Below are 25,293 nucleotides of genomic sequence, written 5' to 3'. Positions count from 1 at the left end.
GTGCCGTCACCTCCATGCGCCCCCGTTCGCGCCCTGCTGCGCCGGGCCCCGATCGGTGACCGTGGACGTACCCGTACGTCCACGGCCGAGAGGGGCCCCCATGCACGGACCGGCCGTCGTCACCTGGCTGCTGGCGGCCCTCACCGCCGCCTCCGGCCTCTACTGCCTGACCCGGCTGCGCTCCACCGCCACGGCCTGCGGCCCCGCCACGAGCCGTTGGCCGGCCCGCGAGGGCGACGCCGCCGAAGCGCTGATGGGCCTCGGGATGGCCGCGATGGCCCTCTGGCCCGGCCCCGCCTGGGGCTGGCCGTACGGCCTGCTCGGCCTGGCCCTGCTGCTGGCCACCGCCGCCCCCGGCGGGCCGGCCCGCCGCGCCCACCGCCTCCACCACGCCGTCGGCGCCCTGGCCATGGCCTACCTCGCCCTCACCATGCCCACCGGCACCGCCCACCACCACCCCACCCCCGGCCTGCCCCTGCTGACCGGCGCCCTCCTCCTCTACTTCGGCAGCTACGCCCTCTGGACCGGCACCCACCTCCTCACCCCGTCCGGCACCGTCACCGGCTCCACGGGGACGACCACCCCCGCCGTCTCCCGCGCCTGCCGGCTCGCGATGGGCATCGGCATGTTCTCGATGCTGCTCACCATGTGACGGCCCGAAGGGCTGCGGCCGCAGGATCGCACGCACACCGGCCCACCGCCGGTCGCGTGGCATGCATACTGGGCGCAGCCTGATGGGGGAGAACACATGAGCGGCTTGCTGTTGTCGGTGACGGGTGAGGATGCCGTCGACGAACTCGCGGATCTCGCGGACTGGTTGAGGCACGAGCCCGAGCTCCGCGGGCTGGTCGCCTTCGTCGGTGCCGAGCCCGGGCCGGGTGAACTCGGCGCACTGGCCGATGCCTTGGCCGTGGCGGTGGGCAGCGGAGGCGCCCTGACGGTGCTGGCCGCTTCGCTGCGGGCCTATCTCTCGCAACCGCGCAAATCCGATGTCCGGATCGAGGTCCGCGGGCCCGAGCACAGCGTGACCGTGGACGCCACGAGGGTCAAGGACGTCGAGGCTCTGCTCCGCGAGACCCTGCGGCACCTGGGCTGATGGAAATACCGGGCGAGGAGACCAAGGCCGCTCCACGCATGGCCCGACGCATCCAGCAGATCCTCCCGGACCGCTCGCCGACCGACGGTGCCGAGGCCCGGCGAGCCGACCGCAGCCGGTCGCGGATCGTGTTGGTCGGCGTCCCCTACTACGAGGATCCGGGGCTGGCGGACATCCCGGTCATCGCCAACAACGTGGACGAGCTGTACCAGGTGCTCACCGACCCGCAGTTGGGCGGTTTCGACTCCGACTCCTGCGTACCGGCCCCGAACGACGTCAGTCTCGCCGAGGTCGGCGGCCTGCTGGCGAAGGCCGCTGCGGAGGCCGAGGACCTCCTGCTGTTCTACTTCAGCGGGCACGGGCTGCTCGAACCACGGCGCCGCGAACTGTACTTGAGCCTGTCCGACTCCAGGCCCAACCAGCCGAGGTTCACCGCCCTGCCGTTCGAGGCCGTGCGTGACGTGTTCCTGGACAGCAGGGCGGCCGTCCGCGTGGTGATCCTGGACAGTTGCTTCAGCGGGCGGGCGATCGGCGAACACCTGGCCGGGGAGGCCGACGCGATCCTCGGGCAGCTCCAGGTGGCCGGGACGTACACCCTGACCGCCGCTCCGGGGAACCGGACCGCGCTGACGATCCCCGGGGAGGAGCACACCGCCTTCACCGGGCGGCTGCTGCGACTGCTGCGCACCGGCAGCCCGGCCGCCGGGGAGTCGCTCAGCCTCGGCGACATCTACCGGCACCTCCAAGCCGAACTGAGGGCCGAGGGGCTGCCGGTGCCGCAGCAGTGCGGCACCGAGACCGCCGACCTGCTGGGCCTGGTCCGCAACCTGCACCCTCGCTCCGGCCACCACGCGGACTCGGCCGCCCCCGCACCACGGACCGCCCTCCACCTGGCCCACACCTCGCGAGCGGACGGCACGTACGCGGAGAACGGCAGGCCCTACTTCCTCGTCCACCTCTACCTGGCGAGCTTCGACGCCGCCGTCCTCGACGAGGTCACCAAGGTCGTCTACCACCTGCACCCCACCTTTCCGGATCCCGATCGCACGATCACCGACGGGGAGAGCGCCTTCAGCCTGAAGGTCCGCGCCTGGGGGGACTTCCACCTCACGGCGGACGTGCACCTGGCGGGTCGGCGGACGCCCGTCCGGTTGGAGCGTTACCTCAACATCTGACGCGACCACTGCCACCTGGGCGCCGCGGCCCGCTTACAGCAGACGGTCTTCGGAGGGCTGGCCACCGCCCTCACCCCGCGTGGACCGGGCGAGGCCGGGTAAGCGGTCAACGGCCCTTCGAGGAACGGGAGATGAGGACATGAGACCGTGGTCCACCCGCCGAGCTGAACCGACCGCACCGACCGCACCGACCGCACCGACCGAGAGCACCACCGCCGGGTCCGCCGCAGCGCACCGTCCGGTCGCGGTGCGGCGCCGTCTGCCCTGGTACTTCGGTGTCCCGTTGGCGCTGGCGGCCGTCCTCGCCCTGCTGCTGGCCGCGACCCGCCTCTCCCTGCTGCCCTCGTTGCCCGACCTGTTCGGGCGCCGCACGGTCGACCGCAGCCAGCCGGTGCTGCTCCGGTCGATCCAGGACATGAAGCGGCTCACCGGAGCACAGGGCAACTACCAGGTGATCGTCGATCTCGATCAGGAGGCGAAGTTCCTGCCTTCCGCCCTGCTCGGCAAGCGCACCCTGTACGTGGCCTCGGGCACCGTCGACGCCTATACCGACCTGTCGGGCCTGGGCCCCGGCGCCGTGACCGTCTCACCCGACCGCACCACCGTGCGTCTCACCCTCCCCCACGCCCAACTCGCCCCAGCCGCGCTCGATGTGCAGCGCTCGTACGTCTACCTCCAGCAGCGCGGGTTCTTCGACCGCCTGGGCGACTTCTTCGGCTCCGCTCCGAGCAGTGAGCAGCCGCTGGAAGTCCTCGCCACCCAGAAGATCGGCGCGGCCGCCAAGACCTCCGGGCTCGCCGACCATGCCGAACAGAGCGCCCGCGCCACCCTCGAAGGGCTGCTCCGCTCACTCGGCTTCACCGACGTGACCGTCGTCACCGGCTCCTGACTCCCTACCGGGGGCCGGTGCCGAGGGCGACTCGGCGCCTTCGCCGCCGGCCGGCGCCCGGTCCGGGTCACCCGCCCCGCCCCGATGCCCGAGGCGCACGCCGTCCACCACGGCTTCCGGAGCTGACGAGACCTCAGGTCCGGCGCCTCGAACGCAGCGGTTAGGGTGGGGTGATGGACTGGAGCGATCTGCTGGGTGATGTCGCCGCCGACGTGCTGCGCAAGGGCGACGGCGAACGGGAGCGGCTGGTCGACGCCGCCCGGGCGGAGGCGTTGCCCGGCGAGCGGCCACTGGCCATGACGGCGGCCCGGGGCAAGGACGACTTCCTCAAGGGCGTTCTGCTGCTCACCAGCGCCCGGCTGCTCTACCTCAAGGAGGGCCGCCCCGCCGTCTCGGTGCCACTGCCCGGGGTCGTCGACGCCGCCCTCAGCTCCACCCGGCTCAGCGGCAAGGTCCTCAAGGTCACCGCGCTGACCGGCGCCCACCGGTGGGAGGGCCTGGAGAACGCGGAGGAGTTCACCAAGCACCTGCACGCGGCGATCGCCTCGGCCGACCGGGCCCAGCCCCTCGCCACGGACACCGCTCCGGCCGTCCTCTCGGCGCCGGCCCCCACCCCGGACCACGCACCGGCCGCCGAACTGCTCGACCTGCTGGAGCGCCTCGCCGCGCTGCGCACCGCCGGCGCCCTGGACGAAGCCGAGTTCGCCGCCGCCAAGCGCAAGCTGCTCGGCACCTGACCAGCCGACCACTCGACCAGCTGACCGGTGACGGATGCCTCTGCCCGTGCGGCTGCGGCAGCACCTACTTCGAGTTCGACCGCGAGCCGGTCGAGCCGGCCCTCTGCGAACCCGGCAACAGCGTGGTCGCCGAGGCGGCGCTGACCGGCCCGGACGGGGAGACCGTCGGCGGGGTCCTGGTCGTCGCGGAGCAGGGCTACCTCTCCTGGCTGGAGGTCTACACCTGGCAGGAGGAGGTGGAGGTGAGCACCGCGACGGCCCGACGGCAGCTCTGCCCCTGAACGCAGGTCGGCCCCGGCGGTGCGCGCCCCGGCGACGGGGCGTCAGGCAGGGCGACCCGGGGTGGCCGCGTGGCGTTGGTCACCTGGGTGGCGAAGGCGTTCCGCCGGGGTGGGGGCGGGCGTAGGTTGGGGTCGGCGCACCGCCGCGCCCGTGCCCCGGGGAGAGCCCCTGCGATGACCGCCCTGCTGAGTCTGTTGCTGCTGGGGTTCCTCCTGTCCACCGTGGCCCCGGGCCGGCTGGCCCGGGCGCGCTGGGCCGAGCGGGAGCCGGTGCTGGCGCTCTGCGTCTGGCAGTGCCTGGTGGTGGCGGTGCTGCTCTGCTGTCTACTCAGCCTGCTGCTGGCCGGGGCGGCCGCCCTGCCGGAGCTGCGCACGCTGGTCTTCTCCGGCGCCCCGCACGGGGTCGAGGCCGCCTACGGCCTGGCCGGCCGCGAGGGCTGGGGGCGGCTGGTCGCCGGCCTGCTGGCGGCCGGCGGGCTCTGGACGGCCTACTCGCTCACCCGCGAGGTGCTCGCCGCCCGCGCGCTGCGCGGCCGCCGCCAGGCCCAACTCGACCACCGCGCACCGGAGATCCCGCCCCAGCTGAAGACCCGCCGGAAGTCCGCCGGCCGCCGGGGCGGCGACCGGGAGCGGCTGGTGGTGCTGGAGGACGCCAGCCCCGAGGCCTGGTCACTGCCGGGCCCGGGGGCCCGGCTGGTGGTGACCACCCAGGCGCTCCGCCAGCTGACCGACGGTGAACTGGCCGCGGTGCTCAGCCACGAGCGCGGTCACGTCCGGGCCCGGCACCACTGGCTGGCCCAGTGCGCGGAGGCCCTGGCGGCCGGCTTCCCCGGGGTGGCGATGTTCACCGCCTTCCGCGACCAGGTCGGCGAGCTGATCGAACTCGCGGCGGACGACCGGGCCGCCCGCCTGCACGGCCGCCTGACCACGGCCCACGCCCTGGTCGAACTCAACTCGGGCCGGGGCGTCTTCGGCCCCTGCCCCTCCCCGCTCTCCTCCACCCGCGCCCCGCAGCTGACCGCCCAGGCCCCCCGCCGCGTCGACCGCCTGCTGGCCGGCGAGCCCCGCCTCCCGGTCGACCACCGCCTGCGTCTCACCCTGGCCGCCCTCGCCGCCCCGACCACGGCCCTCCTGCTCGCCGCCGCCCCGGGCCTGACGGCCCTGCTCCGCCTCGGCTGACCTGCGAAATCGCCCGGCAGGCCCGGGCCCCGGCCCGCCCTGCGCCGCGCTACTGCTGTGGGCGCACTGCCACGCCTGACGTCATGGCCGCCTGAGGGGCTACTCCTCGACCGGCTCGGTGAGCGTGCGGGCCAGGATCTCGCGGTGGAGCGGCCTGGCCTCCTGGTACCGGGCGCAGCCGGCCTCGGTGAGCATCACGTAGATGCTGCGCCGGTCGTTGGCGCACATCGAGCGCTCGACCAGGCCGGCCTTCTCCAGCCGGCCGATCAGCCGGGAGAGGGCGCTCTGGCTCAGGTGGACCGTCGGCGCGAGCTCCTGGAGGCGCTGGCCCTCGCCGGGGACGCGGTGCTCGGCCAACCGCTCCAGCACCTCGAACTCGCTCATGCCGAGGTCGTGCTGCTCGCCCAGCTCGCGGTCGAGCGCGCAGGCCGTCGCGGCGTGGCGGGCCAGCAGGCCGCGCCACTCGGCGACCAGGTGCGGCTCCGGCGAATCGGCGGGGATGAAGTCTGGGTACGACACCCCTCCACCCTACCAGATGCCCGTGCATCTATTGCGCTCGCATTAAATGCAGTTGCATCTCATGCACATGCATGTAGTCTCTTGCCCATGACCACAGCCAGCCCTGCCACCGAGCCCGCCACCCGCCCGACTACCGCTCCCACCAGCTACCATGACGCTCCGTCACCCGCCCTGGACAGGTGGAGCCCACGACTATGGGGCACCCTCGTCGTCCTCTGCGCCGCCCTGTTCCTCGACGCGCTGGACGTCTCGATGGTGGGCGTCGCGCTGCCCTCGATCGGCAGTGACCTCGGGCTCTCCACCAATGCCCTCCAGTGGGTGGTGAGCGGGTACGTGCTCGGGTACGGCGGTCTGCTGCTGCTCGGCGGCCGGGCGGCCGACCTGCTGGGGCGGCGCCGGGTCTTCCTGGTCGCGCTCGGCGTCTTCGCCGCCGCCTCCCTGCTCGGCGGGCTGGTGAGCGACGGCGGGCTGCTCATCGCCGCCCGCTTCCTCAAGGGGGTGGCCGCGGCCTTCACCGCCCCGGCCGGGCTCTCGATCATCACCACGACCTTTCCGCAGGGCCCGGCGCGCAACCGCGCCCTGAGCATCTACACCACCTGCGGCGCGAGCGGCTTCTCGCTCGGCCTGGTGCTCAGCGGCCTGCTCACCGCCGTCGGCTGGCGCTGGACCTTCCTGATGCCGGTGCCGATCGCGCTGGCCGCCCTGGTCGCCGCCGTCCGGCTGCTCCCCCGCCCCACCGAGCGCCAGCGCACCGCCGGTGGATATGACATAGCCGGGGCGGTCTCCGGCACCGCCGCCCTCCTCCTGCTGGTCTTCACCGTCACCGAGGCGCAGTCGGCCGGCTGGGCCAGCCTGCGCACCCTCGGCTCGCTGCTGGTGGTCGTGCTGCTCGCGGTCGCCTTCGTCCTGATCGAGCAGCGCAGCGCCGCCCCGCTGGTGCGCCTCGGCATCTTCCGGAACGGCGGGGTGAGCCGGGCCAATCTGACCGCCCTCGGCATGGTCGGCGCCTACGCGGGCTTCCAGTTCATCGCCACGCTGTACCTCCAGCGCCTGCTCGGCTGGTCGGCGCTGGAGATGGCCTTCGCCTTCCTGCCCGCCGGCGCGCTGATCGCCCTCTCGGCCACCAAGATGGGCGCGATCGTCGACCGCTTCGGCACCGCCCGGCTGATGCCGATCGGGCTGCTCGCCCTCCTGGCCGGCTTCGCCCTCTTCCTCCGCCTCGACGAGCACAGCACCTTCCTCGGCCTGGTGCTGCCGAGCATGCTGCTGATCGGAGTCGGCTTCTCGCTCGCCTTCCCTTCGGTCAACATCGCGGCCACCGACGGCGTCGCGGACGAGGAGCAGGGCCTGGCCTCCGGGCTGGTCAACACCGCGATCCAGGTCGGCACGGCCATGGCCCTCGCGGCGGTCACCGCCGTCATCACGGGCGGCAGTCACGGCGGCCAGAGCCCGCAGGAGCAGCTCGCGGGCTACCGCCCGGCCCTGCTGCTGGTGGTCGGCATCGCCCTGCTCGGCCTGCTGGTCACCGTGTACGGCGCCCTGGTCGACGCCCGGCGCCGCCGGGCGGTCTGACCGATCCGCACCCATCGGTGCGAATACCGAGGACCCAGGAGCCGACTCCACCAAACCCCCGTGTTGGTGGAGTCGGCTCTCCGTACGGACGGGCTGCGCCAGTATATTGGCCGGGAGCCAATCAACGTACGGAGCAGACACGATGGCACCTCGTGGGGATTCGGTCAACGAGGAAATGCGCCAACGTTCCCAGGCGCGCATCCTCCGGGCCACCGTCGAGCTGGTCGACCAGCACGGATACGCCCGCACCACGCTGAGTGACATCGCCGAGCGCGCCGGGCTGGCCCGGGGGCTGCTGACGTACTACTTCGAGAGCAAACGGCTGCTGATGCAGTCGGCCACCCACCGGCTGATGCACCAGACCCTCTCGACGGCCCTGGACGGCCTGCCGGCGGAGGCGGGCGGCGAGGCGAGGCTGGCGCTCGGGATCGACACCGTGCTGACCCTCGCGCTCACCCACCCCCGGGTGATGCGCTCCCACCTGGCGCTGATCCTCGACCCGGACGTGGGCGCCTTCGTGCAGGACCCGGAGCAGCGCCGGCTCGGCGGCATCCTCCAGGAGCTGCTCCGCGACTGGGGCTCCGCCGATCCGGTCGGCGACCACGCCGTGCTGCGCAGCGCGCTGATGGGCGGCTGCATCGGTGTCCTGCTGCCGGGGGCGTCGATCCCGCTGACCCCGATCCGGGCGGACCTGTTCGCCCGCTACCGCCTGCCCTGGGAGCTGGGCACCCCACCGGGCCCGGGCCCGGCCTGACCGACCGTCAGACCGGCTATCCCTCGGCGAGGATCGCGGCGAGCAGCTCGGTGGTCCGGTCCGGGGTGAGGCTGTCCACGCAGAGGCGCTCCATCACCTGCACGTAGGCGTCCACGTCGTCCCGCTTGTCCAGGTAGAGCGCGCTGGTCAGCTGCTCGAGGTAGACCACGTCGGCCAGGTCCTGCTCGGGGAAGCGCAGGATCGAGAACGCGCCGCTCTCGCCCGCGTGCATGCCGAAGCGGAACGGCATCACCTGGATGACCACGTTCGACTGCTCGGCCATGTCGATCAGGTACTGGACCTGGGCCCGCATCACCTTGGGGCCGCCGACCGGGCGGCGCAGCGCGGCCTCGTCGATGACGGCCCAGAGCATCGGGCTCTCGCCGCTGGTCAGCAGCTTCTGACGGCGCATCCGCAGGCCGAGCCGGCGCTCCAGCTCCTCCTCGGAGATCACCGGGCGGGTCTGCGAGAAGATCGCCCGGGCGTAGTCCTCGGTCTGGAGCAGGCCGGGGATGAACTGCACCTCGTAGGTGCGGATCATCGCAGCGGCCTCCTCCAGGCCCACGTAGGTCTGGAACCAGCCGGGCAGCACGTCGTTGAAGCTGTGCCACCAGCCGGACTTGTTGGCCTCGCGGACCAGGCCGAGCATGGCCTCGCGCTCGCCGCTGTCGTCCACGCCGTAGAGGCTGAGCAGATCGGCGACGTCGCGCTCCTTGAAGGAGACGCGACCGAGCTCCATCCGGCTGATCTTGGACTCGGATGCGCGGATCGCGTACCCCGCGTCCTCGCGCGTGATGCCGCGTCCTTCCCGCAACCGCCGCAGCTGGGAGCCGAGGAGGATGCGGCGAACCATCGAGCCACCACCGGGCTGAGCTGTGGTCATGCCGTCGAAACCTCCGCCTTGGACAAACAGCGCACAGTCTGCCATCAGTTGAGCGCTCTCGGTGCCGGTACTGGGGCAACGATCTACCAGTTCTGCATGAGATCCCCCATGATGCACGTGCATCCGGCGCTTGCATATGCCGATTGTGCGACTGCACGTGAATCGACTCTTGCATCTGCCGTGGGCGCAGAGGACCATGGTGCACGTGCACCTGCACATCCCTGGCAACCCCGCGGGCACCGCGTCGACCCCTCACGCGTAACCGCACACCGCACCCCGGCCGCGCCCCCGCACGGCTGGGTTCACGTGTGCGTGCGTGGTGGTGTCGGGTGAGGTGACGGCGCGACCGAGCGAGTCGGAGGTGACCGGCATGACCCCGGCGGGTCCAGCCGTGTCGGCCCCCTTATGGGAGGAGCTCTTCATGAGCACAGGTACGGCCGTCGCGGCCGACCCCCACGTGGTCACCTGTACCCTCGCGCCCCGTCTGGAAGCCGTGAGAACCGCCCGGGAGTTCGCCCGCTCGACGCTCCAGGGCTGGGGCCTTGGCGGTCTCTTCGACGATGTCGCGCTGGTCGCCTCGGAGTTGGTGACCAACGCCCTGCGGCACGCGCTCACCCAGGCCGAGTCCGGCTGTCCGGTGATCGAGCCGACCCGCTTCCCCGTGCAGCCGGGCCCGCGCTCCGTCGGCGCTCCGGTCGTGGCTGCGGAGGCGCTGTCGGCGGGGGTGCTGCCGATCCGAATAAGCCTGGTGCACCGCGCTCCGCAGGTGGTCTGCGCGGTGAGCGACCCGAGCAGCAGCGGCCCGGTGGCCCGGGAGGCGGATTTCGTCGCCGAATCCGGCCGCGGCCTGCACCTGGTCGACTCGTTCAGCCGCTCCTGGGGCTGGCACCCGCTGGCCGGCGCCGGCAAGGTGGTCTGGGCCGTCTTCGAGGCCGAGGAGGAGCGCCCGCAGCCGCGCCGCTCCGACGGCCCGTCGGGCCGCCACCGCCGCTCCGCCTGACTCCCCGTCCGGGTGGCCGCCGAGGACCGCCCCGCCGCAGTCCGACCACCCGTCATCGAGGGGCGTGGGGCTCCGTACCACCAACCGCGCGCACGAAGTCGGCCCGCCGGCCGCTCGTGCCCGCAGTTGACGGTACGGGGCGCCGCGCCCCTCTCGCGCACGCGCCCTCGAGCAGGACCGGGAAACGCGGAGGCCGCCGCAGGTCCCATGACCCACGGCGGCCCCGGCGGAGCGCCGCAGCGCTCCGAGCCTCCGTCAGAACGCCAGGTGGTCGAACTCCCCGTCCTTGGCCCCCAGCAGCAGCGCCTCGATCTCGGCGCGGGTGTAGATGAGGGCCGGGCCCTCGGGGAAACGCGAATTGCGCATCGCCACGGAGCCCCCCGGGAGCGCGGCGAACTCGACGCAGTTGCCCTGCGAGTTGCTGTGGCTGCTCTTCTGCCAGACCACGCCCTCCAGGCTCGCAGCCGCCATGCCGTTGTACGTGTTCTGCATCGTCATTCTCCCGACCTGACTGCGACCTGACTGGGATTCGCCTTACTTGACGTGATGATAGCCCGAATGCACGTGCATCAGCACGGGCAATTGCGCGTGCATAAGCCAGCGTCACTGGACGGTTTTCCTGCCCCTCCGGGCACAGTTGACGGCTCGTAAGCGGACATAGCCGGGCGAAGAGAACTGGTTCGATGACGCCCCGTACAGGAGGCGCGGCGCGGCGTTGATCTTCGACCGGGCGGGCCGACTCACGGTCCGTCACTTCGCACCCCTCCTGTGACCGAGGTCACGCGGAACGGAGGCTTCAACTTGACGGAGATCGGGCACAGCTGGGCGGTTTCGGTGAAGAGATCGCACGTCAGCGGCCATTCGCGGGCGGTTTGGTGGTGAATGTCCGCTTTCCCCGGCCCGTCCCGTGGATCCGGACGGGCCGGGGGCGGGAGCCGACTGCAGGCCTGTCGGCGTAATGTCCTACGATCTCCGCCATGAGCACCGCAGCGATCCCGGGCGCACCACTGCCCGTCCGTACGCCAGGCTCCCGTGCGCGGGGGCGCCACCGTCGTCCCGAGCGCCCGGAGGTCCCCGCCGGCGCACCGGCTCTGGTGCTGGCCGTGCCGGCCACGGCCGGGCCCGAGGCCCGCCCCGTCGTCGAGGAGCTGCTCTCCGTCGTGCGCGGCGAGCAGCCGGGCATCGAGGCCACCGCCGCCTACCTGGACGGCTCCCCCGCGGAGGAGGGCGCCGCCACCGTCGCCGGGCTGCTGGCCGCGGCCGCCGAGGCGGGGCTGCCCGCCCCCGTGCTGGTGCCGCTGCTGGCCGGCCCGCACGAGTACCTCGTCGAGCTGCACAAGCTGGCCGCCGAGCACGGGGCCACCGTGACCGACACGCTCGGCCCGCACCCGCTGCTGGCCGAGGCCGTGCACGTCCGCCTCTCCGAGGCCGGGCTGGCCCGGGCCGACCGCGCCCGCCTGTTCGCCATCACCACCGCCGCCGACGGCGTCGTCCTCACCACGGTGGGCGGCGAGGAGGCGGCCGCTGCGGCCGGCATCACCGGCGTCCTGCTGGCCGCGCGGCTCGCCGTGCCGGTGGTGGCCGCCGCGCTCGACGTGCCCGGCTCGGTCGCCGCCGCCGTCGAGCACCTCCGGGCCACCGGCTCCCAGCGCCCGGCCCTGGCCCCGCTGGTGATCGGCCCCGAGGCCGACCCCGAGCTGCTGGCCACCGCCGCCGAGGAGACGGGCTGCCCCGGCGCCGCCCCGATCGGCGCCTACCAGACCGTCGGCCAGCTGATCGCCTCCACCTACCTGGCCGCCCTCCCCACCCCTCCCCCGGCCGAAGAGGCCGCCGAGGAAGCCCCCACCGCCTGACGCGCCACCCCGAAGGGCCCCGGACACCCGTCCGGGGCCCTTCTCCGTGCCCGGGAGCCACCCGGCCCTCGGACCCGGCCCTCGGACCCGGCCCCGGGAGGCCCTTCGACCCCGTCGACGGCGGGACCTTCGACCCTGGCGGCCGGTCTTTGCCGGTGGTTTACCCGTTCGAGACCTTGGCGGGCGGGGGCGGAATCGGCGTCAGATCCCGGGGCTGAACGGATGCCAGCTTTCCGCTGCGGCACGGGTTTTGACGGTGTGCGAGCGATCGAACCTGACGTGTCGGAAATTCGATGCAGGTAAACGACTTGAAGATGATCTGTGATGGCGATCACAGTGTTTGCAGATTCAACTTAAGTCTGCTTAATGTCCTCCCGTTCGTGGTCACACGGACCCAGCTCATCCGGGACGCCGAGTCCTGCCGCCGGGCGAGCTGGAAACGCGAAAACGCACCACGGCAGGGGCGGGGGAACCAGGTAAGTCGCCCGGCAGCGGTCCTCGGACCGCGACCGGGCTTGGGGTGAAGCCGTGCAGCCGCACGGCCGGGCAACTCCAGCCCGAATCCGACAGCTCACCTCGCAGGCGTGGGAGAGGAACGCTTCTTCATGCTGCCCATCAACGCGACCAAGCGTGCCCGCCGCCTCATCGCCGCCACCGGCGTCGTCGGCCTCGGCCTGACCATCCCGTGCCTGACCGCCGGTGCCGCCTCGGCCGCCTCGGTCTCCACCTGGGACAAGGTCGCCCAGTGCGAGAGCAGCGGCGACTGGTCGATCAACACCGGCAACGGCTTCTACGGCGGCCTCCAGTTCACCTCCTCCACCTGGGCCGCGTACGGCGGTCACGACTACGCCGCGCAGGCCAACCAGGCCACCAAGGACCAGCAGATCTCGGTCGCCGAGAAGGTGCTCGCCGACCAGGGCCCCGGCGCCTGGCCGGTCTGCTCCATCCAGGGCGGTCTGACCCGTGGCGGCGAGACCCCGCAGGTCGACACCTCCGCCAAGTCGAGCGCGCCGGCCGCCAAGGCCGACAGCAGCAGCTCCGACTCGGCCGCGCAGTCGGCCCCCACCGCGCAGTCCGGCTCCAAGTGGGGCCACCGCGGCCAGGGCGACTGGGGCCAGAAGCCGGCCGCCGCTCCCGCCGCCGCCGGCAGCTACACCGTGGTCGAGGGCGACTGGCTCTCCACCATCGCCCAGAAGAACAACGTCCAGGGCGGCTGGCAGAAGCTGTACGACCTGAACAAGTCCGTCCTCACCGAGGGCCCGGACACCATCTACCCCGGCCAGCACCTGAGCCTCGGCTCCGCCGTCGCCACCCCGCAGCAGGCCCCGGCCCAGGCCGCCCCGCAGCAGCAGGACGCGCCCAAGGCCACCACCCGCACCACCTCGGCCAAGCGCTCCACCCCGCAGGCCCAGGCCCCGGCCAAGGCGCAGACCCAGGCCCCGGCCGCCACCGGCAGCATGGCCGCCGCGATCTCCTTCGCCGAGTCCAAGCTGGGCCAGGCCTACGTCTACGGCGGCACCAGCGACGGTGGCTGGGACTGCTCCGGCCTGACCCAGGCCGCGTTCCGCCAGGCCGGCATCTCCCTGCCGCGCGTGGCCGCCGACCAGGCCGACGCCACCACCCGCGTCTCCCTGGACAACCTGCAGCCGGGCGACCTGCTCTTCTGGTCGAACAACGGCAGCAACTCGGGCGTCTACCACGTCGCCCTGTACGTCGGTGACGGCAAGTACGTCGAGGCCGCCAACCCGCGGGCCGGCGTGAAGACCGAGACCGTCGCCAACTGGGCGCCGGACTTCGCCGGTCGCATCTGACCGCAGCAGTAGCGCACCAATAGCGCACCAGGGCCCGCCCCCTCCCCAGGGGGTGGGCCCTTGCGCATGGATCGACCAATTCCTCGGCCGTGGCCGCGGTACCGGCCGTGGGCGGCCACCACGCGGCGCCCGCCCACTGCCGGTACCGCGGCCACGGCCGGTCTGACCAGCCATGACGTGACCGGCAACGGATTGCCGGTCGTCTGTCCTGCCGCCCGCCCCCTCTCCGGGCCAGCATGGGTTCCGCCGATCCACGGCACCTGTGATGTCATGCCCATGTTTGACGATCGTCCGAGGGGACAACTCGATGAAGCCGAACCGCACCACGCTGGCCGCCGCGGCCCTGGCCGCGCTCGCCGCCCTGGCCACCACGGCGCCGGCCCGGGCCGACGTGCCGAGCGCCCAGGCACTGCTCCAGGCCGGCGCCCGCCAGGGCGTGGCCGACGGCTACCCGGCCGTGGTCGGCCTGGTCCGCAGCGGCGACGCCGTGCAGTACGTCGCCGCCGGGGTGAAGGACCGCGCCACCCGTACGCCCGCCGACCCGAAGGCCCAGTACCGGATCGGCAGCAGCACCAAGGCCTTCACCTCCACCGTGCTGCTCCAGCTGGAGGCCGAGGGCCGCCTCTCGATCGACGACACCGTCGCCAAGTGGCTGCCCGGCGCGGTCAGCGCCAACGGCTACGACGGCTCGAAGATCACCATCCGTCAGCTGCTCAACCACACCTCGGGGCTGCCGGATTACGCGGCCGACGCCGCCTTCGCGTTCAACTACGGCGCCGACCTGCAGCCCGACCAGGCCTTCGCCCCGCAGGCGCTGGTAAACCTGGCGCTGCGTCAGCACGCGCCCGCCTCGGCCCCCGGCCAGACCTGGGGCTACGCCAACACCAACTACGTGCTGGCCGGCATGGTGATCACCGCGGTGACCGGCAACAGCCCGGCGGCCGAGATCCAGCAGCGGATCATCACCCCGCTGGGGCTCACCGACACCACCTTCCCGACCAGCGACCCGAGCCTGCACGGCAACTACCTGCACGGCTACGAGTACCCGCTCGGGTCCTCCTTGGTGATCCTCGACGTCACCGTCTCCAACGTGCAGACCTTCGGCGCGGCCGGGGCCATGGTCTCCACCCTGGACGACATGGCCGCCTTCAGCCGGGCGCTGGTGACCGGCAAGCTGCTGCCGCCCGCCCAGCAGACCGAGCTCACGACCACCGTGCCGAGCAGCCTCGGGGGCTACGGCCTCGGGGTCATCCACAAGCAGCTGCCCTGCGGGCAGTGGGCCTGGAGCCACGGCGGCGACGTGCTCGGCTACGACAGCGACTGGCTGAGCAGCGAGGACGGCACCAGGCAGGTCCTCCGCGCGAACACCGAGTACCACCTGGTGGGCGGCCCCACCAGGGGCCAGCAGGACACCGGGCGGGCGACCTCCGCCGCCTTCTGCGCGCTCTGACCCACCCTCAGCCACCGCGAAAGGACCGCACGATGGCCACCACCCGACCCACCCGGCGCCACCTGGGCACCGCCTTGGCCGCCGCCGCGCTGACCGCCTCCGCCCTGCTCGGCGCCGCCCCCGCCCACGCGGACGGCGCCCCCACCGCACCCGTGCTGACCGACGGCTTCGGCCTGACCCAGGTCGGCACTCCCGAGGTGCACTCGCCCACCGACTTCACCGTCACGGTGAGCACCCCGCAGCTGGCCGGCCTCCACAGGATCCGGATCTACCTGCCCGCCGGCTACGCGGCCGACCCCGCCAAGCGCTGGCCGGTGGCGTACTTCCTGCACGGCGGGCCCGGCAACCAGGACGACTCGGCCGCCGTGCCCGCCCTGCACGACGACTCGATGATCACCGTGGCCCCGGACGGCGGCCTCAAGGGCTGGTACGCCGACTGGGTCATGCAGAACACCGTGGTCGGCGCCGCGAACTGGCGGACCTTCCACCTCGACCAGGTGGTCCCGTTCATCGACGCCAACCTGCGCACCCTCCCCGACCGCGGCCACCGGGCCGTGATCGGCCTCTCGATGGGCGGCTACGGCGCGCTGCGCTACGCCGAGAACCGGCCCGACCTGTTCGGGCACACCGTCGCCCTCTCCGGCGCCTTCGACTTCGGCCTCCCGGCGATCCGGGCCGCGGTGCTGGCCTCCGAACTCAACGTGACCGGCGGGCTCTGCGCGATCAGTGGCGCCGGCGTGCCCACCGGTCGGTGCGCCGACTACGGCCCGGTGGTCGACAGCGACGCGGTCTTCGGCTCGCCGTACCCGGTCTTCGGCGCCGACCACGTCTGGAACGAGGTCGACCCCGCCGCCCCGGCGAACCTGGCCAAGCTCGCCCACACCCACGTCACCCTCTACACCGGCAACAACGACGTCTTCGAGCACTTCACCGAGATCGCCGCGAACAACGTGAAGAGCCGCCTCGACCGGCTCGGCATCCCGAGCCGGTACGTCGACTACGGCAACGGCGCCTCGCTCTCGCCCACCTGCGCCGGCACCCACAGCTACACCTGCTTCGCCCCCGCCATCGCCGACTACATCCCGCACCTGAAGGCCGCCTTCACCGCCGCGGGCTGACCTGCCCGCGCAGCGGTGCCGCCGACACACGGGGGTCGGCGGCACCGCCCTGCACCGGGGGTGGGCCCTTGTGGCGTTCCCGGCCACCGGGGCATGCTGATGCCCACCGATCCCAGGGGGAAGCCATGGCCAAGGTGACCGTCTCGCTCGACGCCGACCTGGCGATCGACCTCATGCTGCTCTCCGGCACGAAGAGCCCGCAGGACGCCGTCGAGCTGCTGGTCCACGACTACCTGGCCCGCGGCCGCCGCACCGAGGCCCGCACCGCCGAGGCCCAGCAGAACCGCGCACCGGTCGACCGCCGACGGCTCGACCCCGAGGGCTAGCCCCACTCACTCGGCACGCTCCTTCGCCGGCCGGGCGTTGCGGCGGCGGGTGAAGAAGAGGAAGCCGACGAAGGCGACCACGGCGACGATCACGCCGGCCAGGGTGGCGCCGCGGAACCAGGGGGCGTTGACGTCCATCACCCGCTGGCCGGCGTGGGCGCCGCTGCCGCGGCCGACCACCACGCCCAGGGTCCACAGGTTCGGCAGGGCGAGCAGCACGGCCAGGGCCAGCCAGGCGAGGGTGACCTTCCAGGGCCGGCGGCGGTAGAGGCCGACCCAGGCCGCCATCAGCGGCAGCAGGGTGCAGCTGACGCCCAGGCAGAGGCCGAGCACCAGGCCGGTGCTGAGCCGCCCGTCCACGGCGTCGCCGACCCGCTGCGACCACCAGCGCGGGATGGTGGCGGCCAGGACGAAGTACGCGACCACCACGACCACCAGCAGGCCGCCGCCCAGCAGCACCCGCTTGCGCCAGTCCCGGTGCGCCACCGGCTGTGCGGCCGGGGCCCCTGCTTCGTCCGTCCCTGTCGACTCCATGATCCGATAGTCGCCCCGTGCATGGGCCGGGCGGCCCGGACACGCCGAACGGGGCGCCGTCCGGGGGAACACCCCGCACGACGCCCCGCCACGGAGCACGACCTACTTCGCGGCCCCCGTCGAACCGCGCATCACCAGCTCGGGCTGGAACATGAACTCCGCCCGCTGCCCGGGGTTGCCGCCGACCTCCTCCAGGAGGGCGTCCACAGCGGCCGTGGCCATCGCCTCGACCGGCTGGCGGATGGTGGTCAGCGGCGGCTCCGTGAACGCTATCAACGGCGAGTCGTCGAAGCCGACCACCGAGACGTCCTGCGGCACCGAGAGCCCGCGCTGGCGGACGGCCCGGATCGCGCCGAGCGCCATCAGGTCGGAGCCGCAGACGATCGCCGTGCAGCCCTTGTCCAGCAGGGCGCCGGCGGCCGCGTGGCCGCCCTCCACGCTGAACAGGGTGTGGTGCACGAGCGCCTCGGCCTCCTCGGGGGTCTTGTGCAGCACCTCCCGCAGGGCGGCCGTGAAGCCCTCGATCTTGCGCAGCACCGGCACGTACCGGCGCTGGCCGACGGCCAGGCCGATCTGCTCGTGGCCGAGCTCGTGCAGGTGCTGCACGGCCATCCACATCGCCGAGCGGTCGTCCGGGGAGATGAACGGCGCCGAGATCTTCTCGCTGTAGCCGTTGATCAGCACGAACGGCACCTGGCGGCCGGTCAGCTTGGCGTAGCGGTCGTGGTCGGCGGTGGTGTCCGCGTGCAGGCCGGAGACGAAGACGATGCCCGCCACGCCCCGGTCGACCAGCATCTCCACCAGTTCGTCCTCGGTGGAGCCGCCCGGGGTCTGGGTGCAGAGCACGGGCGTGTAGCCGTGCCGGCTCAGCCCCTGCTCGATCACCTGGGCCAGGGCGGGGAAGATGGGGTTGCTCAGCTCCGGGGTGATCAGGCCGATCAGCCCGGCGCTGCGCTGCCGCAGCCGGGTGGGGCGCTCGTAACCGAGCACGTCGAGCGCCGCCAGCACGGACTGCCGTGTGGTGGCGGAGACGCCTGCCTTGCCGTTGAGGACGCGGCTGACGGTCGCTTCGCTGACCCCCGCCTGCGCCGCGATGTCCGAGAGTCGCGCCGTAGTCACGATCCCAGAGCCTATTGCACCCATGTCAGACCGCCCACCAGCTGGTGCAGTCCGGCGCGAGAACGGTCTCGCCGCCGTCCACCACCGGCTCGTCCCCGGAGGCCAGCAGCACTCGGCCGGGGGCGGCCACCCGGACCGGCTCGGCGCCGGTGTTGGCATAGCAGACGAAGGAGCCTTCGGCGCTCTCGCGGCGGAAGGCGAGCACGCCCTCGGGGGCGTCCAGCCAGGTCACCCCGGTGCCGCCACCGAGCGCGGGGTGCTCGCGGCGCACGGCCAGCGCGCTGCGGTAGAGCTCCAGGGTGGAGGTCGGGTCGCCGGTCTGGCTCTCCACGCTCAGCGCCGCCCACTCGGCCGGCTGCGGCAGCCAGGACGGGCCGCCGGCCACCGGGCCGAAGCCGTACGGGGCCTCGGTGCCGGACCACGGCAGCGGGACGCGGCAGCCGTCGCGGAAGCCGTCCTGGCCGCTGGCGCGGAAGAAGGACGGGTCCTGGCGGACCTCGTCGGGCAGGTCGGTGACGTCGGGCAGGCCCAGCTCCTCGCCCTGGTAGAGGTAGGCCGAGCCGGGCAGGGCCAGCATCAGCAGGGTGGCCGCCCGGGCCCGGCGCAGACCCAGCTCGCGGTCGCCCGCCGTCCGGATCTGGGTGCCGCCGGGCGGGTTGGCGAAGCGGGTGGCGTGCCGGGTGACGTCGTGGTTGGAGAGCACCCAGGTGGTGGGCGCGTCGACCGGCCGCATCGAGTCCAGCGAGAGGTCGATCACCTCGCGCAGCGCCCCGGCCTCCCAGTGAGTGCCCAGGTACTGGAAGTTGAAGGCCTGGTGCAGCTCGTCGGGGCGCACGTAGTTGGCCGTGCGCTGCACGGTGGGCGTCCACGCCTCGGCCACGCCGATCCGCTGGCCCGGGTACTCGTCCAGGATCTTCCGCCAGCTGCGGTAGATCTCGTGCACGCCGTCCTGGTCGAAGAAGGGCATCACGTCGTTGCCGAGCAGCTTGAGCTGCTCGGAGCCGCCGATGTCGGGCAGGCCGGGGGCCTTGACCATGCCGTGCGCGACGTCGATCCGGAAGCCGTCCACGCCCATGTCCAGCCAGAACCGCAGGATCGAGCGGAACTCGTCGGCCACGGCCGGGCTGTCCCAGTTGAAGTCCGGCTGCTCGGGGGCGAACAGGTGCAGGTACCACTCGCCCGGGGTGCCGTCGGGGTTGTGCGAACGCGTCCAGGCCGGGCCGCCGAAGATGGACTCCCAGTCGTTGGGCGGCAGTTCGCCCTCCGTGCCCTTGCCGGCGCGGAAGTGGTAGCGCTCGCGCAGCGCCGAGCCGGGGCCCTCGCGCAGCGCGCGCTGGAACCACTCGTGCTGGTCCGAGGAGTGGTTGGGCACCAGGTCGACGATGATCCGCATGCCCAGCTCGTGCGCGTCGCGGATCAGCCCGTCGGCGTCGAGCAGCGAGCCGAACATCGGGTCCACCGCGCGGTAGTCGGCCACGTCGTAGCCGGCGTCGGCCTGCGGGGAGGCGTAGAACGGGGAGAGCCAGACCGCATCCACGCCGAGGTCGCGCAGGTAGGGCAGGCGGCTGCGGACACCGGGGAGGTCGCCCATCCCGTCACCGTTGGAGTCGGCGAAGCTGCGCGGGTACACCTGGTAGATGACCGCGCTGCGCCACCAGTCTCTGGACGCGGCGCCGTCCTGGGCGGTCGGCGCGGCGTCGGGCCGGGAGGTGGCGGCCAGGTTCTGGGTCATGGTCATCCCTTGGAGATAAGGAGCTGTGGCTCAGGACTTCGCGGCGCCGGCGGTCAGGCCGGAGACCAGGTGACGCTGCACCAGGTAGAAGAACCCTGCGGCGGGCAGTGCGATCAGCACGGAGGTGGCGGCCATCAGGTTCCACTGGCTCTCGTACTGGCTGACGAAGGTCTGCAGGCCCACGGCGAGCGTGTACTTGCCGGAGCTGAGCATGAAGGTCGAGGCGTAGGCCAGCTCGCCCCAGGCGGTCAGGAAGGAGTAGAACGCGGCCACGGCCAGGCCCGGCCGGGCCAGCGGGAGGACCAGCCGCCAGAAGGTGCCGAAGGGGGACAGGCCGTCGACCCGGCCGGCCTCGTCGATCTCCACCGGGATGGTGTCGAAGTAGCCCTTCAGCAGCCAGGCGCAGTACGGCACGGTGGTGCCCGCGTAGACCAGGATCAGCCCGAGGTAGCCGTCGAGCAGCTTGAGGTCGGAGAGGATCGTGTAGAGCGGCACGATCAGCACCGCGATCGGGAACATCTGGGTGACCAACAGCGTCCACATGAGCTGCCGGTGCCCCGCGAACCGCATCCGCGAAACCGCGTACCCGGTGGTGGCCGAGACCAGCACGCCGAAGATCGTGGTGCCGCCGGCGACGATCGCCGAGTTGGCGAACCAGGTGAAGAAGTCGGTGTGGAAGATGACCTTGGTGTAGTTCGCGAAGGTCGCCTTGGAGAGGATCGCCCCCGGGTGGAGGTAGTCCATCTTGTCCGGGCCGAGCGAGATGTACGCGATGTACGCCACCGGCAGCAGTGCCACCAGGCTGGCGACGATCAGCACGCCGTGCGAGAGCGCGGCGGCGAGCGGGGAGGCCTCTCCCCGGCGACGCTGGGTTCGGGGGGTCGTCATCGGGAGGCCTCCTCGTTGCGGGCCAGCCAGCGGCGGTAGAAGGTGGTGAAGACGATCAGGATCGAGAGCAGCAGCACGCCGTAGGTGGCCGACTGCGCGTAGTCGCGCGGCTGCTGGCCGAAGCCCAGGTAGTAGGCCCAGGTGACCAGGATCTGGGTGTCGGGCGCGTTGTTGCCGAACAGCACGAACAGCACCACGAACTGGTTGAAGGTCCAGATCACGCCGAGCAGCAGCACCGTGCTGGAGACGCTGCGCAGGCCGGGCATGGTCACGTTGACGAAGCGCTGCCAGGGCGAGGCGCCGTCCATCTCCGCCGCCTCGTACAGCTCACCGGGGATGGCCTGCAGGCCACCGAGCAGCGAGACCATCATGAACGGCACCCCGACCCAGGTGTTGACCAGGATCGCGGCCGCCTTCTGGGCCAGCGGGTCGGCCAGCCAGGAGGGTTCGGGCAGGCCCACCGAGCCGAGCAGCGCGTTGACGGCGCCGCCGTCGGCCAGCATCAGCCGCCAGGAGAAGACGGTGACGAAGGTGGGCACGGCCCAGGGCAGGATCAGCAGCATCCGGTACAGGCCCCGGCCGCGCAGCTTCTGGTTCATCAGCAGGGCCAGGCCCAGGCCGAGCGCGAAGGTGACGGTGACGCAGATGACCGTCCACGCGATCGTCCAGACGAAGTGCGACCAGAACCGGTCGTAGCTGCCGGGGCCCCAGAGCACGTCGGCGTAGTTGTGCAAGCCGATGAAGTGGTAACTGGCCGGGATGTGCTTGACGCCGATCTGCCGCGCCGAGTTGAGGCTGTTGGCGTCGGTGAGGGTCAGGTAGAGGCCGTTGACCAGCGGGTAGCCGACCAGCACGCCGAGCACGATCACGACCGGCGCGACCATCGCGTACGCGTACCAGTACTTGCTGTACGAGAGCTTCAACCGCTGGACGAGGCCGGGGCGTTCCTCCCGCTCACGGCTGCGCTCCTTCGGAGCGCCCTGCACGGCGACTGCCATCTGTTGACACCTCATTCGTCACGGCTGCGTTCTTCACGGCGGTGGCTACGGCCACGAGCCGCCCGGTGGTGGGGGTCACCGGGCGGCTGTTGGGGTCCTACTTGGCGAAGCCGGGGAGCAGCTTGGCGTAGTCGACGGCGGTGGCGTCGAGGCCGGCCTGGGTCGAGGACTGGCCCTGGACGATCTTGCCGAGGTTGGTGCCGATGGAGCCGAACAGCGAGCTGTACTCGGGGAGTTCGGGGCGCGGCTGGGCGACCGGGAGGATCGCCTGGAAGCCGGCGATGCCGGGGTCGGCCTTCACGTCGGCGGTGTAGGCGTCCGAGCGGGTCGGCAGGGTGGAGTTCTTCTGCGCGAGGAAGGTCTGGCTCTCGGCGGAGGTCAGGAAGGCCGCGAGCTTCTCGCCGGCCGCCTTGTGGGCGGCGTCGGAGCCGGCGTAGACCGAGACGTTGTGGCCGCCGGTCGGGGCGCCCGCCTTGCCGGCGGAGCCGGCCGGGACGGCGGCGATGCCGAGGTTGGTCTTGTCGCTGAAGGCGCTGCCCTTGTAGACGTTGGTGATCTCCCAGGGGCCCTGGATGATCGCCGCGACCTTGCCGCTGTTGAAGGCGTCCATCATGTGCGCGTAGGAGTCGGTGGTCACGTCGGCCTTGACGGTGCCGGGCGCGGTGAACATCGACTTGTAGGTCTCGACGGCCTTGGCGGCCTCGGGCGAGTTGATGGTGATCTTCTTGCCCGCGGCGTCCACCATGTTGGTGCCCTCGCCGTAGAGGAACGGCATCGCGTAGTAGCCGTCGGCGGCGCGCATCCAGAAGCCGTCCACGCCGGCCTTCTCCTTGAGCTGGGCGGCGTCGGCCTTCAGCTCGTCCCAGGTCTTCGGCGGGGTGGTGATGCCGGCCTTGGTGAAGAGGGCCTTGTTGTACATCAGGCCGAGGGTGTCGGTGACCAGCGGCATGCCGTAGAGCTTGCCGTCGTACTTGGCCTGCTGGATCAGGCTGGCCTGGAAGGCGGAGACGTCGGCGGCGGCCGGGGTGCCGTCCAGCGGCTCCAGGTAGCCGGCCTTGGCGAAGGCGGAGGTCCAGCCGACCTCGGAGCGGAAGACGTCCGGCGCGCCGGAGGCGCCCATGGCGGTCTGGAGCTTGTTCTGCGCCTGGTCGAACGGGACGTTGACGAACTTGACCGTGATGTTCGGGTTGGCGGCCTCGAACTTCTTGACCAGCGCCTGGTAGTTCGGCGCCTCGTTGGTCGCGTTCGAGGTGTCCCAGTAGGTGATGGTGACCGGGCCGCTGTCGGCCTTGCCACCGTTGGCGCTGTCCGAACCGGAGCCGCTGCTGCCACAGGCCGCGAGAGAGACCGCGAGGGCCGCAACGAGGGCAGAGGCCGCGATGCCACGCCGCATGAGAACTCCTTCAGAGGTGGGGGTGCCCGAGGGGTTGTGTGGACGGCGCATAATGGCTGTCCCGCTCCGACCGCGCCGTTACGGCCGTCGGGCTCGGGGAGGAACGTAACAGCGATGCAATCGCCGAAGAAAGAGCTTGCAGCAAGTTTCTGCAAGATCCTGCGATCGTTACGCCCGCGTGTCCTCCGCGTTGCCACTTCTTGGCGCGCCGATGTCTTCCCCCCTCTCCCGCCCGGCCTCCGGGCACCTTGGCATACCCTGGCACCTTTTAGAGGATCACCATCATTTATATTGAGAACACGCTCTCCCGCCGAGTCTTTGGAGGTTCGCCGTGCTCTCTCCCCAGTCCACCGAAGTCGTCCGCGCCACCCTGCCCGCCGTCGGGGGTGCCCTCGGCGAGATCACCGCGCGCTTCTACGCCGGGATGTTCGCCGCCCACCCCGAGCTGGAGCGCGACCTCTTCAACCGGGGCAACCAGGCCGCCGGCGCGCAGCGCCGAGCCCTGGCGGGCGCGATCGCCGCGTACGCGACCATGCTGGTGGAGCACCCCGAGGTGCGGCCGGGGGCCATGCTGGCCCGGATCGCCCACAAGCACGTCTCGCTGGGCGTCACCGAGGACCAGTACAAGATCGTCCATCAGTACCTCTTCGCCGCGATCGTCGACGTCCTCGGCGAGGCCGTCACCCCCGAGGTCGCGGCCGCCTGGGACGAGGTCTACTGGCTGATGGCGGGCGAGCTGATCGCCCTGGAGACCAGGCTCTACGATGCCTCGGGGGCGCTGCCCGGCGCGATCTGGACCGATTACGTCGTCACCTCCCGTACCCCGCAGGGCAGTTCGGCCCTCGCCCTGACCCTGCGCCCGGCCGACGGCAGCCCCGCCCCCGCCTTCGCCCCCGGCCAGTACGTCAGCGTGGCCGTCCACCTGCCCGACGGCGCCCGGCAGATCCGCCAGTACAGCCTCTCCGCCGCCCCCGGCGCCGAGGGCTACCGGATCACCGTCAAGCGGGACGGCGAGGTCTCGCAGTGGCTGCACTCCGACGCCCGGGTCGGCACCGTGCTCGCCCTCTCCCGCCCCTGCGGCGACCTCACCCTCGCCGAGGGCGAGGAGCCCCTGCTGCTCGCCTCGGCCGGCATCGGCGTCACCCCCATGGTCGGCATGCTCGACCACCTGGTCCGCACCGGCGCCACCCGCCCCACCACCGTCGTCCACGGCGACCGCTCCCCCGCCGACCACGCCCACGCCGCCGACCTCACCACCCTGGTCGCCCGGCTCCCCGCCGCCGAGCTGCACCGCTGGTACGAGACCGACGCCCCCACCACCGACCGCACCGGCTACGTCGACCTCACCGACCTCCCCCTCCCCGAGGGCCTCCGCGCCTACCTCTGCGGCCCCCTCCCCTTCATGCGCGCGGCCCGCGCCACCCTCCTCGCCCGCGGCATCCCCAGCGGGCGCATCCACTACGAGGTCTTCGGCCCCGACCTCTGGATCGCGGGCTGACCCCCGGGCCCCGGCCCGCCGACGGCGGGTCCTTCGGCGGCGGCCGTCACGAGCCCGACTCCGTGCCCCTCGCGAGTTCGCCCCGGTAGTACGCGATCTTGGCTCTCAGATGCTCCTGCTGAGCCCGCAGTGCGGTGATCCGGTCGGTCACCGCGCTGTCGTGGCGCTCCAGCAGGTCCAGTCGCGCGGCCAGGCTCGCCGGGCCCTGCTCACGGGCGAGCTCGGCGTACTCGCGCAGGTCGGCGATCGGCATGCCGGTGTCACGCAGACAGCGCAGGATGCCGAGCCAGGCCAGGTCGTCGGAGGTGAAGCGGCGGTGGCCGCTGGTGGCGCGGCCGATCCCGGCCAGCAGGCCGATCCGCTCGTAGTAGCGGAGGGTGTCGAGGCTGAACCCCGAGCGGGCGGCGGCCTCGGCCGGGGTGAGGAGGGTCGTGGCTGCGGTGGCGGGTGCGGTGGTCATTCAGGGGATTCTGCCCGGTGGTTGACCT

Annotated in this window: 26 protein-coding genes and 1 riboswitch; of the genes, 16 read left to right on the top strand and 10 right to left on the bottom strand. The window is 72.3% G+C overall.

What is annotated here, in order from left to right; genetic code table 11:
- Window positions 1-100: 100 nt before the first annotated feature.
- The 7 genes from CFP65_RS33515 to CFP65_RS33490 all read left to right on the top strand — a co-directional run bounded on the left by CFP65_RS33515 (window position 101) and on the right by CFP65_RS33490 (window position 5,357).
- A complete protein-coding gene (locus CFP65_RS33515; protein ID WP_104819702.1) occupies window positions 101-652 on the top strand; it encodes a DUF5134 domain-containing protein in 552 nt (183 codons plus the stop codon).
- Window positions 653-748: 96 nt separating this feature from the next.
- Complete coding sequence (locus CFP65_RS33510; RefSeq protein ID WP_104819701.1) at window positions 749-1,096, top strand: hypothetical protein; 348 nt, start codon at window positions 749-751, stop codon at window positions 1,094-1,096.
- A gap of 38 nt (window positions 1,097-1,134) precedes the next feature.
- Window positions 1,135-2,271, top strand: coding sequence for a pYEATS domain-containing protein (locus tag CFP65_RS33505; protein ID WP_158702488.1), 1,137 nt, complete (start codon window positions 1,135-1,137; stop codon window positions 2,269-2,271).
- Between the two features lie 139 nt (window positions 2,272-2,410).
- Window positions 2,411-3,160 carry a DUF4230 domain-containing protein gene (locus tag CFP65_RS33500; protein ID WP_104819699.1) on the top strand — a complete coding sequence of 250 codons (750 nt, stop codon included), beginning with the start codon at window positions 2,411-2,413 and terminating at the stop codon, window positions 3,158-3,160.
- A gap of 173 nt (window positions 3,161-3,333) precedes the next feature.
- Window positions 3,334-3,897, top strand: a complete 564-nt coding sequence (locus CFP65_RS33495; RefSeq protein WP_104819698.1) for an SHOCT domain-containing protein — start codon at window positions 3,334-3,336, stop codon at window positions 3,895-3,897.
- 122 nt (window positions 3,898-4,019) lie between these two features.
- A complete protein-coding gene (locus tag CFP65_RS39405; RefSeq protein ID WP_158702487.1) occupies window positions 4,020-4,178 on the top strand; it encodes a hypothetical protein in 159 nt (52 codons plus the stop codon).
- A gap of 174 nt (window positions 4,179-4,352) precedes the next feature.
- Entirely contained in the window at window positions 4,353-5,357 is a 1,005-nt protein-coding gene (locus tag CFP65_RS33490) for a M56 family metallopeptidase (protein WP_104819697.1), read from the top strand.
- Between the two features lie 99 nt (window positions 5,358-5,456).
- On the opposite strand, the gene CFP65_RS33485 is transcribed toward CFP65_RS33490, so the two are convergent.
- Complete coding sequence (locus CFP65_RS33485; protein WP_254552703.1) at window positions 5,457-5,876, bottom strand: MarR family winged helix-turn-helix transcriptional regulator; 420 nt, start codon at window positions 5,874-5,876, stop codon at window positions 5,457-5,459.
- A gap of 87 nt (window positions 5,877-5,963) precedes the next feature.
- Here CFP65_RS33485 and CFP65_RS33480 point away from each other — a divergent pair, with 87 nt between their 5' ends.
- Window positions 5,964-7,448, top strand: a complete 1,485-nt coding sequence (locus tag CFP65_RS33480) for an MFS transporter (protein ID WP_104819696.1) — start codon at window positions 5,964-5,966, stop codon at window positions 7,446-7,448.
- Between the two features lie 175 nt (window positions 7,449-7,623).
- Complete coding sequence (locus CFP65_RS33475) at window positions 7,624-8,202, top strand: TetR/AcrR family transcriptional regulator (protein WP_254552702.1); 579 nt, start codon at window positions 7,624-7,626, stop codon at window positions 8,200-8,202.
- A 16-nt stretch (window positions 8,203-8,218) separates the two neighbouring features.
- Here the strand turns inward: CFP65_RS33475 and CFP65_RS33470 are convergent, their stop codons facing one another.
- On the bottom strand, window positions 8,219-9,085 hold the full coding sequence (locus CFP65_RS33470) for a helix-turn-helix transcriptional regulator (RefSeq protein WP_104819694.1): 867 nt from the start codon (window positions 9,083-9,085) through the stop codon (window positions 8,219-8,221).
- Window positions 9,086-9,506: 421 nt separating this feature from the next.
- On the opposite strand from CFP65_RS33470, the gene CFP65_RS33465 reads away from it, so the two are divergent.
- Window positions 9,507-10,085 carry an ATP-binding protein gene (locus tag CFP65_RS33465; RefSeq protein WP_104819693.1) on the top strand — a complete coding sequence of 193 codons (579 nt, stop codon included), beginning with the start codon at window positions 9,507-9,509 and terminating at the stop codon, window positions 10,083-10,085.
- Between the two features lie 255 nt (window positions 10,086-10,340).
- Here the strand turns inward: CFP65_RS33465 and CFP65_RS33460 are convergent, their stop codons facing one another.
- The gene (locus CFP65_RS33460) at window positions 10,341-10,577 is read right to left on the bottom strand and encodes a DUF397 domain-containing protein (RefSeq protein WP_104819692.1); all 237 of its coding nucleotides are present in this window, start codon (window positions 10,575-10,577) and stop codon (window positions 10,341-10,343) included.
- A gap of 485 nt (window positions 10,578-11,062) precedes the next feature.
- Here CFP65_RS33460 and CFP65_RS33455 point away from each other — a divergent pair, with 485 nt between their 5' ends.
- From CFP65_RS33455 to CFP65_RS33435, 5 genes are all read left to right on the top strand, one after another.
- Complete coding sequence (locus CFP65_RS33455; protein ID WP_104819691.1) at window positions 11,063-11,938, top strand: hypothetical protein; 876 nt, start codon at window positions 11,063-11,065, stop codon at window positions 11,936-11,938.
- Between the two features lie 438 nt (window positions 11,939-12,376).
- Window positions 12,377-12,538, top strand: a riboswitch (cyclic di-AMP (ydaO/yuaA leader).
- A complete protein-coding gene (locus tag CFP65_RS42255; protein ID WP_158702486.1) occupies window positions 12,523-13,749 on the top strand; it encodes a transglycosylase family protein in 1,227 nt (408 codons plus the stop codon). It overlaps the preceding riboswitch by 16 nt.
- A gap of 307 nt (window positions 13,750-14,056) precedes the next feature.
- Complete coding sequence (locus CFP65_RS33445) at window positions 14,057-15,199, top strand: serine hydrolase (RefSeq protein WP_104819689.1); 1,143 nt, start codon at window positions 14,057-14,059, stop codon at window positions 15,197-15,199.
- A gap of 32 nt (window positions 15,200-15,231) precedes the next feature.
- Complete coding sequence (locus CFP65_RS33440; RefSeq protein WP_104819688.1) at window positions 15,232-16,317, top strand: alpha/beta hydrolase family protein; 1,086 nt, start codon at window positions 15,232-15,234, stop codon at window positions 16,315-16,317.
- A gap of 125 nt (window positions 16,318-16,442) precedes the next feature.
- Window positions 16,443-16,643, top strand: coding sequence for a hypothetical protein (locus CFP65_RS33435; protein ID WP_104819687.1), 201 nt, complete (start codon window positions 16,443-16,445; stop codon window positions 16,641-16,643).
- A 6-nt stretch (window positions 16,644-16,649) separates the two neighbouring features.
- Here the strand turns inward: CFP65_RS33435 and CFP65_RS33430 are convergent, their stop codons facing one another.
- The 6 genes from CFP65_RS33430 to CFP65_RS33405 form a co-directional block, all read right to left on the bottom strand.
- On the bottom strand, window positions 16,650-17,177 hold the full coding sequence (locus CFP65_RS33430) for a permease (protein ID WP_158702485.1): 528 nt from the start codon (window positions 17,175-17,177) through the stop codon (window positions 16,650-16,652).
- Window positions 17,178-17,279: 102 nt separating this feature from the next.
- The gene (locus CFP65_RS33425) at window positions 17,280-18,320 is read right to left on the bottom strand and encodes a LacI family DNA-binding transcriptional regulator (protein ID WP_104819685.1); all 1,041 of its coding nucleotides are present in this window, start codon (window positions 18,318-18,320) and stop codon (window positions 17,280-17,282) included.
- Between the two features lies 1 nt (window position 18,321).
- The gene (locus CFP65_RS33420; RefSeq protein WP_104821310.1) at window positions 18,322-20,028 is read right to left on the bottom strand and encodes a glycoside hydrolase family 13 protein; all 1,707 of its coding nucleotides are present in this window, start codon (window positions 20,026-20,028) and stop codon (window positions 18,322-18,324) included.
- Window positions 20,029-20,058: 30 nt separating this feature from the next.
- Window positions 20,059-20,916: a sugar ABC transporter permease gene (locus CFP65_RS33415; RefSeq protein WP_104819684.1), complete on the bottom strand. Its 858-nt coding sequence runs from the start codon at window positions 20,914-20,916 to the stop codon at window positions 20,059-20,061.
- On the bottom strand, window positions 20,913-21,914 hold the full coding sequence (locus CFP65_RS33410) for a carbohydrate ABC transporter permease (RefSeq protein ID WP_104819683.1): 1,002 nt from the start codon (window positions 21,912-21,914) through the stop codon (window positions 20,913-20,915). Before CFP65_RS33410 ends, CFP65_RS33415 begins: the two co-directional genes overlap by 4 nt.
- A 97-nt stretch (window positions 21,915-22,011) precedes the next feature.
- Window positions 22,012-23,307, bottom strand: coding sequence for an extracellular solute-binding protein (locus CFP65_RS33405; protein ID WP_104819682.1), 1,296 nt, complete (start codon window positions 23,305-23,307; stop codon window positions 22,012-22,014).
- A gap of 331 nt (window positions 23,308-23,638) precedes the next feature.
- Here CFP65_RS33405 and CFP65_RS33400 point away from each other — a divergent pair, with 331 nt between their 5' ends.
- Window positions 23,639-24,805, top strand: a complete 1,167-nt coding sequence (locus CFP65_RS33400) for a globin domain-containing protein (protein ID WP_104819681.1) — start codon at window positions 23,639-23,641, stop codon at window positions 24,803-24,805.
- Window positions 24,806-24,851: 46 nt separating this feature from the next.
- On the opposite strand, the gene CFP65_RS33395 is transcribed toward CFP65_RS33400, so the two are convergent.
- The gene (locus tag CFP65_RS33395; protein WP_104819680.1) at window positions 24,852-25,265 is read right to left on the bottom strand and encodes a MerR family transcriptional regulator; all 414 of its coding nucleotides are present in this window, start codon (window positions 25,263-25,265) and stop codon (window positions 24,852-24,854) included.
- Window positions 25,266-25,293 lie beyond the last annotated feature (28 nt).

Source organism: Kitasatospora sp. MMS16-BH015 (genome assembly GCF_002943525.1).
Taxonomy (GTDB): Bacteria; Actinomycetota; Actinomycetes; order Streptomycetales; family Streptomycetaceae; genus Kitasatospora.
This window is presented reverse-complemented; position numbering and strand designations above follow the sequence as displayed.

What these genes read in the sequence shown, in the direction of transcription:
- CFP65_RS33515 (WP_104819702.1), top strand. Translation starts at nt 101, where the DNA reads ATGCACGGACCGGCCGTCGTCACCTGGCTGCTGGCGGCCCTCACCGCC.
- CFP65_RS33510 (WP_104819701.1), top strand. Translation starts at nt 749, where the DNA reads ATGAGCGGCTTGCTGTTGTCGGTGACGGGTGAGGATGCCGTCGACGAA.
- CFP65_RS33505 (WP_158702488.1), top strand. Translation starts at nt 1,135, where the DNA reads ATGGCCCGACGCATCCAGCAGATCCTCCCGGACCGCTCGCCGACCGAC.
- CFP65_RS33500 (WP_104819699.1), top strand. Translation starts at nt 2,411, where the DNA reads ATGAGACCGTGGTCCACCCGCCGAGCTGAACCGACCGCACCGACCGCA.
- CFP65_RS33495 (WP_104819698.1), top strand. Translation starts at nt 3,334, where the DNA reads ATGGACTGGAGCGATCTGCTGGGTGATGTCGCCGCCGACGTGCTGCGC.
- CFP65_RS33490 (WP_104819697.1), top strand. Translation starts at nt 4,353, where the DNA reads ATGACCGCCCTGCTGAGTCTGTTGCTGCTGGGGTTCCTCCTGTCCACC.
- CFP65_RS33480 (WP_104819696.1), top strand. Translation starts at nt 5,964, where the DNA reads ATGACCACAGCCAGCCCTGCCACCGAGCCCGCCACCCGCCCGACTACC.
- CFP65_RS33475 (WP_254552702.1), top strand. Translation starts at nt 7,624, where the DNA reads ATGCGCCAACGTTCCCAGGCGCGCATCCTCCGGGCCACCGTCGAGCTG.
- CFP65_RS33470 (WP_104819694.1), bottom strand. Translation starts at nt 9,085, where the DNA reads ATGACCACAGCTCAGCCCGGTGGTGGCTCGATGGTTCGCCGCATCCTC.
- CFP65_RS33465 (WP_104819693.1), top strand. Translation starts at nt 9,507, where the DNA reads ATGAGCACAGGTACGGCCGTCGCGGCCGACCCCCACGTGGTCACCTGT.
- CFP65_RS33460 (WP_104819692.1), bottom strand. Translation starts at nt 10,577, where the DNA reads ATGCAGAACACGTACAACGGCATGGCGGCTGCGAGCCTGGAGGGCGTG.
- CFP65_RS33455 (WP_104819691.1), top strand. Translation starts at nt 11,063, where the DNA reads ATGAGCACCGCAGCGATCCCGGGCGCACCACTGCCCGTCCGTACGCCA.
- CFP65_RS33445 (WP_104819689.1), top strand. Translation starts at nt 14,057, where the DNA reads ATGAAGCCGAACCGCACCACGCTGGCCGCCGCGGCCCTGGCCGCGCTC.
- CFP65_RS33440 (WP_104819688.1), top strand. Translation starts at nt 15,232, where the DNA reads ATGGCCACCACCCGACCCACCCGGCGCCACCTGGGCACCGCCTTGGCC.
- CFP65_RS33435 (WP_104819687.1), top strand. Translation starts at nt 16,443, where the DNA reads ATGGCCAAGGTGACCGTCTCGCTCGACGCCGACCTGGCGATCGACCTC.
- CFP65_RS33430 (WP_158702485.1), bottom strand. Translation starts at nt 17,177, where the DNA reads ATGGAGTCGACAGGGACGGACGAAGCAGGGGCCCCGGCCGCACAGCCG.
- CFP65_RS33425 (WP_104819685.1), bottom strand. Translation starts at nt 18,320, where the DNA reads ATGGGTGCAATAGGCTCTGGGATCGTGACTACGGCGCGACTCTCGGAC.
- CFP65_RS33420 (WP_104821310.1), bottom strand. Translation starts at nt 20,028, where the DNA reads ATGACCCAGAACCTGGCCGCCACCTCCCGGCCCGACGCCGCGCCGACC.
- CFP65_RS33415 (WP_104819684.1), bottom strand. Translation starts at nt 20,916, where the DNA reads ATGACGACCCCCCGAACCCAGCGTCGCCGGGGAGAGGCCTCCCCGCTC.
- CFP65_RS33410 (WP_104819683.1), bottom strand. Translation starts at nt 21,914, where the DNA reads ATGGCAGTCGCCGTGCAGGGCGCTCCGAAGGAGCGCAGCCGTGAGCGG.
- CFP65_RS33405 (WP_104819682.1), bottom strand. Translation starts at nt 23,307, where the DNA reads ATGCGGCGTGGCATCGCGGCCTCTGCCCTCGTTGCGGCCCTCGCGGTC.
- CFP65_RS33395 (WP_104819680.1), bottom strand. Translation starts at nt 25,265, where the DNA reads ATGACCACCGCACCCGCCACCGCAGCCACGACCCTCCTCACCCCGGCC.